Below are 13,402 nucleotides of genomic sequence, written 5' to 3'. Positions count from 1 at the left end.
CTTTATGCAATGGATAAGAAATTTTCAAGTATGGTTTTGCCGTCCGGTGTCAAAATGGATTCCGGGTGGAACTGGACTCCGTAAACAGCGTAATCTTTATGTTTTACTGCCATGATCTCCCCCATATCATCGGTGGCGATGACGGCCAGACAATCGGGAAGGGATTCCTTTTTAGCGATAAGAGAGTGGTATCTGGCAGCAGGAAGCCGTTCTTCTAAGTTTTTAAATATGGGATCTGTGGTGTCAATGGTGAGGATGCTCTGTTTTCCATGCATCAGCTTTCTGGCGTGGGTGATCTCTGCGCCGTATACCTCGCAGATTCCCTGATGCCCCAGACACACCCCCAGAATGGGAACGGTTCCTGCCAGCTTCCTCACCACATCCTCGCACACGCCCGCATCCTTTGGGTAGCCGGGGCCGGGAGAGAGGATGATGTGGCTGGGAGAAAGGTCTTTGATTTCCTCTGCGGTCATTTCATCGTTTCGTATGACCCTGATATCCGGGTTAATGCTCCCGAACATCTGAACCAGGTTGTAAGAGAAGCTGTCGTAATTGTCGATTAAGAGAATCATCAGTCATTCACCTCCTCTGCTGTTTCAATGGCCCTGATCACGGCCTTTGCCTTGTTTGCCGATTCTTCGTATTCCTTCTCCGGCACGCTGTCAGCCACAATGCCGCCTCCGGCCTGAACGTATACCTTTTCTTTGACCTTCACCGCCATCCGTATGGCGATACACGTATCCATGTTTCCGGTAAAATCGATGTATCCAAGGGCTCCGCCGTAAATGCCTCTCGGCTCTGCTTCCAGCTCTTCGATGATCTCGCAGGCCCTGATTTTAGGCGCTCCGGAAAGTGTTCCTGCCGGAAGGACTGCTTCGATGGCATGAAAGGCATCCCGGTCAGGGGTGATATCGGCTTCCACCTGGGAGCAGATGTGCATGATCCGGGAATAGCGGTGGATCATCTGATAGCCGGTCACCTCCACTGTGGAAAATGCTGCGATTCTTCCCAAGTCATTTCTTCCCAAGTCCACCAGCATGTTGTGCTCTGCCAGTTCCTTTTCATCGGCAAGGAGCTCTTCTTCCAGCCGTTTGTCTTCCTCCTCGCTTTTTCCCCTTGGCCTGGAGCCTGCCACCGGGAAGGTGGTGAGCCGCCCGTCTTTTAAGCGGACCAGGGTTTCCGGGGAGGTGCTCATGATTTCCATGTCATCCATGTGGAGATATACCATATAAGGAGAAGGATTCGTCGTTCTTAATACCCGGTAGGCGTTTAACAGGCTGTCGTGGTAGTCGCTGGTAAACTGTCTGGAAAGCACTGCCTGGAAAATGTCTCCGTCCACGATGTATTCCTTTGCCCGCTCCACCATGGTGCAGAATTCTTCTTTTGTCACATTGCAGCGGAAGCTGGGACGGCTGGTGACAGCGGATTTTTTCAAAGGGGTGTTTTCTGCGATCATGGCTGCGATGCTTTCCAGCCTGGCACAGGCTTTCCCGTAATTTTCCATTACCCGGTCTGTTTTCATGTTGACCACAAGGCTGATCTTCTGTTTTAAATGGTCGTAGGCGATGACCGTATCAAAAAGCATCAGGTCAAAATCGTTACAGTCCCCTTTTTTTATGGATAAGACCGGTTCCGCATAGCCGATCATGCTGTAAGCGAAGTATCCGACGAAGCCTCCGGTAAAGGGAGGAAGACCGGGAAGCTTTGGAGACCGGTAATCCTTTAAAATAGTTCGAAGCACATCGTAAGGCTCTCTGGTTTCAGTCACCTGATCCGCCTCGTTGGTGTGGTAGTGGTGAACTGTCACCACATGATCCCTGCAGGAAATCTTTAAGACCGGATCATAGCCAAGAAAAGAGTAGCGTCCCCAGTTTTCTCCGCCTTCAATGCTTTCAAGCAGATAATAACGGCTGTCTAAGGCTGCGATCTTGCGCAGCAGGGTAATTGGTGTGACGATGTCTGCAAAGATTTCCCTGCAGACCGGTATGACGGGATAGGAAGCGGCAAGCGCTTCAATTTCCCTGCAATCCGGTGTGATGTTCATGGTTAAACTCCTTTCAACTTTTTTGTCCGGGTTTTCAGGACATAATGGTATACCCGTAGGGTGATTCAACTTTATTGTCCGGGTTTTCGAGACATAATCTTAAAATCAAAAAAGCTCCCGCCCCTTAACCATATGAATATGGCTAAGGGACGGAAGCTTATAAATCGCTTTCCGCGGTACCACCCTGATTGAAGAAGATAGACTTCTTCCGCTCTGTAACACACTGACATGTGCCTCCCCTTGGTAACGGATAGGAAACCCGTCGGCATCTACTCCCAGTTGTTTCTGGTTTCAAGCCGCCCTCGCAGGTCCATTCAGATTAAACATCAACGCTTCCTCCCACCAACCGGAAGCTCTCTGGGCATGATGAAGAAATCTTACTTACTCCTGCTCAACAGTTTGTTATTTTGGTATAGTATAGGAGATGGAAATGAAAATGTCAATAGGGAAATTTGTTTTTTCATCAATATAGTATGGAAAAAATCCCGGATTTCGTGGTATGATATGGACTATGGCAGCATATGGCTGCTGTTTTACAGGAGGAAATTATGCTAACTATATTACTTGTCATCATCTACATATCCTTTATCAGCCTGGGCCTTCCGGACGCATTGCTGGGGTCAGCCTGGCCTGCCATGTACCGGGAGCTTGACGTTCCTTTATCCTATGCGGGCGTCGTTTCCACCATCATCATAGGAGGCACGGTTATCTCCAGCTTAAACAGCGACCGCCTCATCCGGAAGTTCGGCACCGGAAAGGTGACGGCTGTCAGCGTGGCAATGACGGCCATGGCTTTGTGGGGATTTTCGATTTCCGGTTCTTTTTGGGTTCTCTGTTTCTGGGCCATCCCTTACGGCCTTGGAGCCGGTTCGGTGGATGCGGCCTTGAATAACTTTGTGGCCCTCCATTACAAGGCGAGGCATATGAGCTGGCTTCACTGCTTCTGGGGTGTGGGGGCCACTCTCGGTCCTTATATCATGGGATACTTTCTTACCGGCGGAAAACCCTGGTCCATGGGCTACCGTTCCATTTCCTTTATCCAGATCGTCCTGGCTGCCGCGCTGATGATTTCCCTTCCCCTCTGGAAGAAAAGCCCTGAGCAGGGGCGGGAGGAAGAGGAAGAGAGCGGTCATTTGACCATAAAGGAAATTCTGAAAATGAAAGGCGCAAAGCCCATTCTTACGGCTTTCTTCTGTTACTGCGCCCTGGAGGCCACCGCAGGCCTCTGGAGCAGCAGCTATATGGTGATGGAAAAAGGAATCTCCCCGGAGTCCGCGGCAAAATGGGCTTCTCTGTTTTACTTTGGAATCACCTTCGGAAGATTTTTAAACGGTTTTGCTGCCATCAAGCTGTCCAACAAGGAGATGATACGCATAGGGCAGGGAGTCATTCTCTTTGGGATTTTCACCATCCTTGTGGGAAGGGGAAGCACATTTTTAGGGGCCGGTTTCATCCTGGTTGGAATGGGCTGCGGTCCCATATACCCCTGTATGCTTCATGAAACCCCAAAGAATTTCGGCAAAGAGCTGTCCCAGGCCATTATGGGAATCCAGATGGCGTGTGCCTATGTGGGAGCAGCCCTCATGCCCCTTTTTATGGGACTTCTGGCGGAATACGTGTCCATTAAGCTGTATCCCTTTTATCTGCTGGCATTTGCCGCTGTTCTCGTTGGAACCGTAGAACGGGTGAACCGGATAAAAGGCAGTTTAAAATAAATTTTATACAAATTGATTCAAGCCGCTCAAGCGTATGAGCGTTTCAGCATACGCGCGAGATCATAAGAAAGGCCCAAAAAGAGCATAATAGAAATCTGGGCGGCAAGGCTTTTGAAAGCGCCATTCCGCCTGAAATATCTCCGCGTTAAGTTTTTTCATGCGGTCCGTAAAACAGGGCCGCATATTGTGTGTTATAAATGAACATTCTATTTTCAGAAGGAGGCTTATGCCTATGAAATTAATCAGTGCATTTGATGTGATCGGCCCCAATATGATCGGGCCTTCCAGCTCCCACACGGCCGGAGCCCTGCGCATTGCAGAGCTGGCCCGGAAGCTGTTAAAGGGAGAGCCGGTTTCCGCCCGGTTTATTCTTTACGGCTCTTTTGCCCATACTTACCGGGGACACGGTACGGACAGGGCATTGGCGGGGGGAATTATGGGGTTTCAGGCCGACGATGAGCGGATTCCCGATTCCCTTAAGATCGCAAAGGAAAGAGGAGTGGACATCTCCTTTGAAATCAACACGGAGGAGCTGGATGTCCATCCCAATACCGTTGATATTGACGTGACCACTGACCGGGACGAGCATATGGTGATCAGGGGAGTTTCCACCGGGGGAGGCAGAGCTGAGTTAAGCGCCATTGACGGAGTGAACATCAGGCTCTCCGGAGAGTACAGCACCATTCTTGTGAAGCAGTTGGATACCCAGGGCGTCATCACCCATATTGCGGGCTGTTTAAGCGAAAATAATATCAATATCGCCTTTATGCATTTATACAGGGAAGAAAAAGGCAGAAATGCCTATACCATCATTGAAGCAGATGAAACCATTTCAGAAAGCGTTGTCCATCAGATCGAAGAGCATCCATCGATTTTCAGCGCCATTCTGATTGAGTAAGGGAGGAAGTTTTATGGATTTTCGTTCAGGAAATGAGCTGCTGAAGCTCTGTAAGGAGCAGGGGCTTCCCATATCTGAGATCATGCTGCGCCGGGAAGAAGAGGAGTTAGGGGTAAAGAGAGAGGATGCCATGGCCCGCATGGCCCATTCCTGGCAGATCATGAAGCGGGCTGTCAGAAAGGCCATCGAAGAGCCGGGAAAGTCCATGGGAGGGCTGATCGGAGGAGAGGCCAGCCGGATGAATGCCAGACGGCTGGAAGGCCATTCCATCTGCGGCACCGTCACTTCCAAGGCCATTGCCTATGCCATGGGTGTTTTGGAGGTCAATGCTTCCATGGGACTGATTGTGGCAGCGCCCACAGCAGGGTCTTCGGGAATCATTCCGGGGGTTTTTACGTCCCTCCAGGAGGAATTCGGTTTTTCCGATGAACAGATGGTAAAAGCTCTGTTTCACACGGCGGCAGTGGGCTATTTAATCATGCGAAACGCCACAGTTGCAGGTTCCCAGGGAGGCTGCCAGGCAGAGGTGGGCTCGTCTGCGGCCATGGCTGCCTCGGCGGTGGCAGAGCTGATGGGAGGTTCTCCGGAGCAGTGCCTGGGAGCCGCCTCCATCGCCATCACCAACCTCATGGGACTGGTCTGTGACCCCATCGCAGGACTGGTGGAAGCGCCCTGCCAGAACCGCAATGCCGTTGGAGCGGCCAATGCTCTGGTGTGTGCGGAAATTGTCTTAAGCGGCACCAGGTCTGTGGTTCCCTTTGACGAGATTTTAGAGGCTTCCTACCGGGTGGGACTGCGGATGCCCATGGAGCTTCGGGAGACAGCATTGGGGGGAGCGGCGGCCACACCTACGGCCTGCGAGCTCTGTAAGGGGATTCTGAAAGAATAGCGGGCTTTTTAATAATAGTAATTGTTTTTATTTTAACGATGTGTTATAATGCATATGAAAACAATGAACAGGATAAAACCTGCGGACTCGTATGATAAAGAGGAGGTCTCTTATGGAACGTATCGTAGTGATCGGCGCAAATCACGCCGGAACAGCAGCAATTAATACGATTTTAGATAATTATAAAGATAAAGAAGTGGTCATATTTGATTCCAACAACAACATCAGCTTTTTAGGCTGCGGAATGGCTCTGTGGATCGGAAACCAGATTTCATCGGCTGACGGATTATTTTACTGCAGCAAAGAAATCTTTGAGCAAAAGGGCGCAAGGGTCTATATGGAAACAAAGGTGGAATCCATTGACTATGACAACAAAATCGTCCGCGCGACGGGCAAGGACGGACAAACCTATGAGCAGGTATATGACAAGCTGATTCTCGCAACAGGCTCCCTGCCCATCTCTCCCAGGATTGAAGGAAAAGAGCTGGAGAACGTTCAGTTTGTAAAGTTGTACCAGAATGCCAAGGACGTCATTGACAAGCTTCATCAGGATTCCATTCAGGATGTGGCAGTTGTGGGCGCCGGATACATCGGCGTGGAGCTGGCAGAAGCCTTCCGCCGCGTGGGAAAAAATGTGACATTGATCGACAACATGAACACCTGCTTATCAGGCTACTATGACCGGGAATTTTCCGATATCATGTCAAAAAACTTGGAAGACAGCGGCATCCGCCTGGCTTACGGCGAAACCGTGATGAAGATCGAAGGAAACGGCAGAGTGGAAAAGGTAATTACCGATAAGCACGAGTACAAGGCGGATATGGTGATTCTGGGGGTTGGATTTAAGCCCAACAGCGGCCTTGGAAAAGACCGGCTGGAGCTGTTTGAAAACGGCGCCTATCTGGTGGACAAATGCCAGCAGACCAGCCAGCCCGATGTATATGCCATCGGTGACTGTGCAACCGTATTCGACAATTCCATCCAAAAGACCAGCTATATCGCCCTGGCCACCAATGCAGTCCGTTCCGGAATCGTAGCGGCTCACAATGCCTGCGGCACCTCCATGGAATCCATCGGAGTGCAGGGCTCAAACGGAATCTGCATCTGGAATTTAAAGATGGTTTCCACAGGAATCACCTATACCAAGGCAAAGGCCCTGGGTTATGATGCGGCAGTGACCGATTATGAGGATACCCAGAAGCCGGCCTTTATTGAACATGACAACTACAAGGTGAAAATCAGAATCGTTTATGACAAGACAACCCGTGTGATTTTAGGAGCCCAGATGTGTTCGGAGTATGACATTTCCATGGCCATTCACTTATTCTCCCTCGCCATTCAGGAGCAGGTTACCATAGACCGGTTAAAATTGACGGATATCTTATTCCTGCCTCATTTTAACAAGCCTTATAATTACTTCACCATGGCGGCCCTTGGAGCGGAATAACGGACAGAATTCAGAAAGAACCAGGTATACAAAAAAATGTGTACCGGGTTCTTTTTTTGTTTGCGGTAAACAGAGGCAGAGAAAGGAGAATTGGTAAAATTAAATAAAAATAGAAAGAAAATGAAAAATATATTGACAGGAACGAACAACTAATATAAGATTAAGAACATAAATAAACACGGTGATGAACATAAACAAACAAAAACGTTTCCGGTATGAGCATTTTCAAACCGGAAATCATAGGGAGAAGGGAGAATAAGTATGCCTCAATGTGTTGTGGTAGCAGATGATTTGACGGGGGCTAATGCCACTGGGGTTCTGTTAAAGAAGATGAATTACCGAACCTACACTGTGATGAATTCGGAACGCCTCAATCTGTCGCTTTTTGACCAGTGCGACTGCATCATGTATCCGACGGATAGCCGGGGGCTCGATGGCACGGCAGCCTACAACCGGGTGTTTAATGTGACCAATCTGCTGAAAAAGGAGGAAGTGATCGTTTACTCCAAGCGGATTGACAGCACGCTGCGGGGAAACATAGGGAGCGAGACCGATGCGCTCTTAGATGCCCTGGGACCGGAGTACATAGCGATCTGCGCCCCCTGTTTTCCTGCCTCAGGCAGAATCGTGATCGGCGGCTATATGCTGGTCAAAGGCCTTCCCGTCCATAAGACGGAAGCAGCCCTGGACCCTAAGAGCCCGGTTTCCACCTCTGTTGTTTGTGAAATCTTTAAACAGCAGACCAAATACAAGGTGGGAAGCATTGAGATGAACGGGATGATGGATGGAAAACACGCCCTTGCGGATCAGATGAGGGCCCTTGCAGACAGCGGATGCAGGATCATTGTCCTGGATTGTGTGACCCAGGAGGATTTGGACTTGATTGCAGATGCGGCCATCACCAGCAAGCTGAAATTTGCGGCAGTGGACCCTGGAGTGTTTACGGCCACCATTGCCAGAAAGCTGATTGTTCCTCCGACCAGAGACCGGAAAAATAAGATTCTGGCCGTTGTGGGAAGCGTGAATCCGGTGACCAAAAAGCAGATGGAAGAGCTGTGGCTGACCCAGCGGACTGCCCACAATGTTTTTGTGGAGACAGCCAGATTTTTAGAGAGCGAAGAAAGCCGGGAAGATGAGATTAAGAAGGTTTCAAAAGCTGTGCTGGAGGCCAGCGGCGCCTACGATATCCTGACGGTTACGGGAGACGGAATCTATCCGGAAAACCGGATTGACTTTGATGAGTACAAGGCAGGTTATGCAGGCGGCATAGATGAAATGACGGGAATCATATGCGATTCCTTTGCAGAGATCGCCCGCCGGATTTTCTCGGAAAACAGCAGCTTTAAGGGGATTTACAGCAGCGGAGGCGATATTACGGTGGCCGTCTGCAGAAGGTTTCATACGGCGGGCTTATGCCTGCTCGATGAGGTGCTTCCCCTTGCAGCTTACGGGACATTTTTAAAGGGAGACTTTGAAGGAGTGTCCATCATCACAAAGGGCGGCATGGTGGGAGAATCCGACGCTGCCAACCGCTGCATCACTTATCTGAAAGAAAAATTATTTATGTAAATAAAAGGAGGAAAATATTTATGAGTAAACCATTAATCGTCATACCGATGGGAGACCCGGCGGGCATTGGGCCGGAAATTGTGGCAAAGGCTCTGGCAGAGCCCAATGTTTTTACGGCGGCCAGATGCGTCATCATAGGAGATAAAAAGGTGATGGAGCAGGCCATTGAAATCACCGGAGTAAATTTAACGGTGGAAACCATTAAGGAGCCGGAAGAGGGAAAGTTTGAAGCGGGAATCTTAAACCTCATCGATCTGGATAACATTGACATGGACCAGTTTGCTTTCGGCAAGGTCAGCGGAATGTGCGGCAAGGCGGCTTACGATTACATAGCGGAGAGCATCAGGCTGGCAAATGAGGGGAGAGCCGATGCAGTGGCCACTACCCCCATCAACAAGGAAGCCTTAAAGGCAGGAGAAATTCATTTCATCGGCCATACGGAGATATTCAGCGCCCTGACCGATACGGAAGACCCTCTGACCATGTTTGAGACAAACGGGCTGAGAGTATTTTTCCTCACAAGGCACGTTTCTTTGAGACAGATGCTGGATTTGATCACCAAGGACAGAATCAAGGACTATGTAAAGCGGTGTCTGGAAGCCTTAAGGCGTCTGGGCGTGGAAGATGGAACCATGGCCATTGCCGGGCTCAATCCCCACTGCGGCGAGCATGGACTGTTTGGAGATGAGGAGGTAAATGAGATCACTCCGGCGGTTTTGGAGCTGCAGGCGGAAGGATATCCGGTGACAGGCCCCATCGGGGCGGACTCCGTGTTCCATCAGGCGGCACAGGGACGGTATAACAGCGTTCTTTCCCTGTATCACGACCAGGGACATATTGCGACCAAGACTCTGGACTTTGACCGGACGATTTCCATTACCAATGGGATGCCCATACTCCGGACCTCGGTAGACCACGGAACAGCGTTTGATATTGCAGGCAAAGGAGAGGCTTCGGCTGTCAGCATGATTGAAGCCATTTTACTTGCGGCAAAATATTCTCCCTGCTTTAAAAAAGCATAACAGGGAAATAAATTAATAGGAGGGTTTCTTTATGGTAGGCGGACTTAGCGGCGAAAGAATGATGGTTGCTTTAGGTATCGGAATCGTGCTTTTAGTATTTCTGGTGCTGAAAACCAAGATTCATGCATTTCTGGCTCTGATTATGGCGGCTCTTATCATAGGTGTTATAGGAGGAATGCCTATGGTAAACATCAAGCTGGAGGACGGAAAGACCTTTGGAATCATCAATTCCATTACAACGGGCTTCGGGGGAACCCTTGGAAGCATCGGTATTATTATCGGCTTTGGCGTTATGATGGGCCAGATCTTTGAGCGGACCGGTGCGGCAAAGTGTATGGCTCAGACCTTTTTGAAGCTTTTTGGAAAGAAACGGGAAGAGGAAGCTTTGGCTCTGACGGGATTTCTGGTTTCCATCCCCATTTTCTGTGACTCCGGCTTCGTGATTCTGGCTCCTATTGCAAAGGCCATTTCAAGGGTGACGAAAAAATCCCTGATTTCTCTCGGAGCTGCTTTGGCGGCAGGCCTTGTTATCACTCATACCATGGTGCCTCCCACTCCCGGTCCTTTGGGCGTGTGCGGAATCTTTGGGGTGGATGTAGGAAAATTCATTCTCTATGGAATGGTGGTTTCCATTCCCATGGCAGTGGTTTGTACGATTTATGCCAGATGGGTGGGAAAAAAGATTTATCAGATTCCCGATGAAAAAGAAGGGTTTATCCGCATGCCTTATCAGGAACCGGATTACTCCCAGGATTTTTCCATCGATTCTGAGAAGCTTCCCTCTGCGTTTGAATCCTTTGCACCTTTGTTTCTTCCCATTATTTTAATTCTCATCAGCACTGTTTCCAGCGCTGCGGGAAAGACAACCGGTTTTATGGCAGTTTTCCAGTTCTTAGGCTCCCCGATTGTGGCTGTTGGAATCGGCCTTGTGCTGGCGATCTTCACCCTGGGAAGAAACTTGACCAGACAGGAAGCCATTAAGGAAATGGAGCTTGGAATGGCATCTGCCGGAATTATCATGCTGGTAACAGGCGGCGGCGGAGCTTTAGGCCAGGTTATTAAAGACAGCGGACTCGGCACCTACATGGCAGAGGCTCTTGCCGGCACTGCAATTCCCATTGTTATACTTCCCTTTATCATTTCAACTGCCATGCGTTTTATCCAGGGCTCCGGCACGGTTGCCATGACAACGGCTGCCAGCATTTCGGCTCCCATTATCCTGGCGGCAGGAGTGAATCCGATTCTGGGCGCACTGGCCTGCTGTACCGGCTCTCTGTTTTTCAGCTATTTTAATGACAGCTATTTCTGGGTGGTAAACCGGACTTTGGGAGTGGGAGAGGTAAAGGACCAGATCATGACCTATTCCATCACCTCCACAATTGCCTGGGCTGTTGGATTTGTTGAAGTTTTGATATTGAGTATTTTTCTTTAATCATTTATGATATAAGCAAGGGATTTGATCCGGAGCAAGGATTCCCTGCCGCTTGTCTGGCGGCGGGGAATTTTGCGTTTTGAAATCCATAACAGGAGGAGAAGGTACATGATGATGGCAGAAAGGCAGATTAAGATTCTGAACATGATCCAGGAAGACGGCAGTGTTCAGGTGGAGGAACTGGCAGAAAAACTTGGTGTAAGTCCCATGACCATTCGCAGGGATTTGGAAAAGCTCCAGAATGACGGGCTGATTGAGCGCTGTCACGGCGGGGCGGTCAGCAAGACGGAAGTGGCTTATGCGGAAAAAAGCGTGAAAAACCGGGATCAGAAAGAGAGCATTGCGGATAAATGCATGGAATTTATCCGGGAGGGAACCTGCATTTATCTCGATGCGGGAACCACCACCTATGAGATCGCAAGAAATATTATGGATATGGAAAATATGACGGTCGTGACCAATGACCTTGAAATCGCTCTTTTGATGAAAAACAGCAAGGCAGAGCTCTTTGTGTGCGGAGGCTACGTCCAGAAATCCACGGGAAGCATTTTAGGATATCATGCCACCCGGATGCTGGAGGATTTCCGGTTTGATATCGGTTTTTTTGGAGCAGCGGCCATAAGCAGGGAATTTCATGTGCTGACGCCCTCCATCGATAAGGCGTTTTTAAAGCGCCAGCTTATGAGCCAGTGCCAGCAGTCTTTTCTGGCTGTTGACGAGTCCAAGTTCAACCGTCAGGGGATGAACCGGATCAACCATTTATCAGACTATACGGGAATCATAACGGATTATGAATTTAGGGAGCCGGAAAAATCTGTTTTAAGAAAACAGGCGGTCCGGATTATTTCTGCTGCGGGGAAAAAAGTCTTAAATTGACATTGGCAAAAAGGTAGTGCTAAAATGGTGCTAACCGGTTTTTCGGGACTGGAAATAAGAGAGGCAGGAGAATGAGACCATGGCAAAAATAGGAATCATAGGAATCGGAAACATGGGAGGGGCCATATTAAAAGGGCTGCTTAAAGAATATAAAAAAGAAGACATCGTCTTTACCGATGTCAATCCGGACAAGTGCAGACAGATCACGGAGGAGACCGGGGTGGTTCACGTAAAAACCAATGCAGAGTGCGCAGACCAGGCGAAATACGTTGTGCTGGCCGTAAAGCCTCAGTATTTCTCCCCGGTGCTGGCGGATATCCGGCCTGTGGTGACGAAAAGCCATGCGGTCATTTCCATTGCCCCAGGAATCACCACGGACCAGTTGAGGGAAAAGCTGGGAGAGGAAATCCGGGTGGTCCGCGCCATGCCCAACACTCCGGCTCTCCTTGGAGAGGGCATGACGGGAGTCTGCTTCTCTGAAAAGGATTTTTCCCAGGAGGAAAAAGAGGCCATTGAGAGCATCTTCCTTTCCCTCGGCAAGATGCGGATCGTAGAGGAACGGCTGATGAATGCGGTGGTCTGCGTCAGCGGAAGCTCTCCTGCCTATGTTTATATGTTCATCGAGGCTCTGGCAGACAGCGCCGTAAAGTATGGGCTCCCTAGGGATGCCGCCTATGAGATGGCCGCCCAGACCGTTCTTGGCAGCGCGAAGATGGTTCTGGAGACAGGGGCCCATCCGGGTGCTTTAAAGGATCAGGTCTGCTCCCCCGGAGGAACGACCATTGCAGCAGTGTCCGCCCTGGAAGAACACGGTTTTCGAAATGCAGTGATCAAGGCGGCTGACGCCTGTTTTGCAAAATGTGAAAAAATATAATCCCATACAACGGAGGTAAGGAAAAAATGGAACAGCAGCCTGTAAAGCGCCTGGAAAGAACCTTAAAATACCAGGGAACGATTTTAAAAATATATGAGGATACGGTGGATGCCAACGGCCATCTGGCCCACTGGGACTTCATCCACCACAATGGAGCTGCAGCCGTGGTTCCGGTGACAGAAGACGGAAAGCTGCTGATGGTGCGCCAGTACCGCAATGCCCTGGACCGTTATACTTTAGAGATTCCGGCGGGCGCCTTAGACCATCCTGACGAGCCGAAAATCGACTGCGCCCACAGGGAGCTGGAAGAGGAAACCGGATATAAGACGGATAAGGAAAATCTGGAATATCTGATCACCATCAATACCACCGTGGCCTTTTGCGATGAAGCCATCGATGTATTCGTAGCAAGGGAGCTAAAGCCCTCTAAGCAGAACCTGGATGAGGATGAATACATTGAAGTGGAAGAGTGGGAGGTAAAGGATTTAGAGGAGCTGATATACCGGGGTGAGATCACTGATGGAAAGACCATCGCTTCGATCCTGGCTTACGCCCGCAAGTACGGAGTGAAATAGAATAAATGTCCCCTTACAGGCATATATTTGTGGAAACAAAGGCTGTTTTCATAAGCAGACA

General features: G+C 49.7%; 12 protein-coding genes and 1 other annotated feature. Of the genes, 10 read left to right on the top strand and 2 right to left on the bottom strand.

All coding sequences use genetic code 11. The annotated features are described in order from the left end of the window. Positions 1 to 2: 2 nt before the first annotated feature. The gene (locus QM657_RS10085; RefSeq protein WP_415066513.1) at positions 3 to 572 is read right to left on the bottom strand and encodes an anthranilate synthase component II; all 570 of its coding nucleotides are present in this window, start codon (positions 570 to 572) and stop codon (positions 3 to 5) included. Further along, positions 572 to 2,044, bottom strand: a complete 1,473-nt coding sequence (gene trpE / locus QM657_RS10080) for an anthranilate synthase component I (protein WP_415066512.1) — start codon at positions 2,042 to 2,044, stop codon at positions 572 to 574. Before trpE ends, QM657_RS10085 begins: the two co-directional genes overlap by 1 nt. Before the next feature lie 142 nt (positions 2,045 to 2,186). Further along, positions 2,187 to 2,448, bottom strand: a binding site (T-box leader). A gap of 144 nt (positions 2,449 to 2,592) precedes the next feature. On the opposite strand from trpE, the gene QM657_RS10075 reads away from it, so the two are divergent. The 10 genes from QM657_RS10075 (at position 2,593) to QM657_RS10030 (ending at position 13,341) form a co-directional block, all read left to right on the top strand. After that, on the top strand, positions 2,593 to 3,759 hold the full coding sequence (locus QM657_RS10075; RefSeq protein WP_415066511.1) for an MFS transporter: 1,167 nt from the start codon (positions 2,593 to 2,595) through the stop codon (positions 3,757 to 3,759). Positions 3,760 to 3,991: 232 nt separating this feature from the next. Further along, the gene (gene sdaAB, locus QM657_RS10070) at positions 3,992 to 4,657 is read left to right on the top strand and encodes an L-serine ammonia-lyase, iron-sulfur-dependent subunit beta (protein ID WP_415066510.1); all 666 of its coding nucleotides are present in this window, start codon (positions 3,992 to 3,994) and stop codon (positions 4,655 to 4,657) included. A 13-nt stretch (positions 4,658 to 4,670) separates the two neighbouring features. Continuing rightward, positions 4,671 to 5,546, top strand: a complete 876-nt coding sequence (gene sdaAA / locus QM657_RS10065; protein WP_415066509.1) for an L-serine ammonia-lyase, iron-sulfur-dependent, subunit alpha — start codon at positions 4,671 to 4,673, stop codon at positions 5,544 to 5,546. Positions 5,547 to 5,658: 112 nt separating this feature from the next. Next, on the top strand, positions 5,659 to 6,993 hold the full coding sequence (nox, locus tag QM657_RS10060; RefSeq protein WP_415066508.1) for a H2O-forming NADH oxidase: 1,335 nt from the start codon (positions 5,659 to 5,661) through the stop codon (positions 6,991 to 6,993). A gap of 261 nt (positions 6,994 to 7,254) precedes the next feature. Continuing rightward, a complete protein-coding gene (locus QM657_RS10055) occupies positions 7,255 to 8,562 on the top strand; it encodes a four-carbon acid sugar kinase family protein (protein WP_415066507.1) in 1,308 nt (435 codons plus the stop codon). Between the two features lie 20 nt (positions 8,563 to 8,582). Then, positions 8,583 to 9,584, top strand: coding sequence for a 4-hydroxythreonine-4-phosphate dehydrogenase PdxA (gene pdxA, locus QM657_RS10050; protein WP_415066506.1), 1,002 nt, complete (start codon positions 8,583 to 8,585; stop codon positions 9,582 to 9,584). A gap of 31 nt (positions 9,585 to 9,615) precedes the next feature. Next, a complete protein-coding gene (locus QM657_RS10045; RefSeq protein ID WP_415066505.1) occupies positions 9,616 to 11,016 on the top strand; it encodes a GntP family permease in 1,401 nt (466 codons plus the stop codon). A gap of 108 nt (positions 11,017 to 11,124) precedes the next feature. Continuing rightward, positions 11,125 to 11,892 (top strand): DeoR/GlpR family DNA-binding transcription regulator, encoded by a 768-nt coding sequence (locus tag QM657_RS10040; RefSeq protein WP_415066504.1) that lies wholly within the window; start codon positions 11,125 to 11,127, stop codon positions 11,890 to 11,892. 79 nt (positions 11,893 to 11,971) lie between these two features. Further along, entirely contained in the window at positions 11,972 to 12,766 is a 795-nt protein-coding gene (gene proC, locus QM657_RS10035; RefSeq protein ID WP_415066503.1) for a pyrroline-5-carboxylate reductase, read from the top strand. 26 nt (positions 12,767 to 12,792) lie between these two features. Then, complete coding sequence (locus QM657_RS10030) at positions 12,793 to 13,341, top strand: NUDIX hydrolase (protein WP_415066502.1); 549 nt, start codon at positions 12,793 to 12,795, stop codon at positions 13,339 to 13,341. Positions 13,342 to 13,402: the final 61 nt, after the last annotated feature.

The organism is Lacrimispora sp. (genome assembly GCF_047605665.1).
GTDB lineage: Bacteria > Bacillota > Clostridia > Lachnospirales > Lachnospiraceae > Lacrimispora.
The sequence above is the reverse complement of the archived record's forward strand: the minus strand, read 5'-3'. Positions and strand labels throughout refer to the sequence as shown.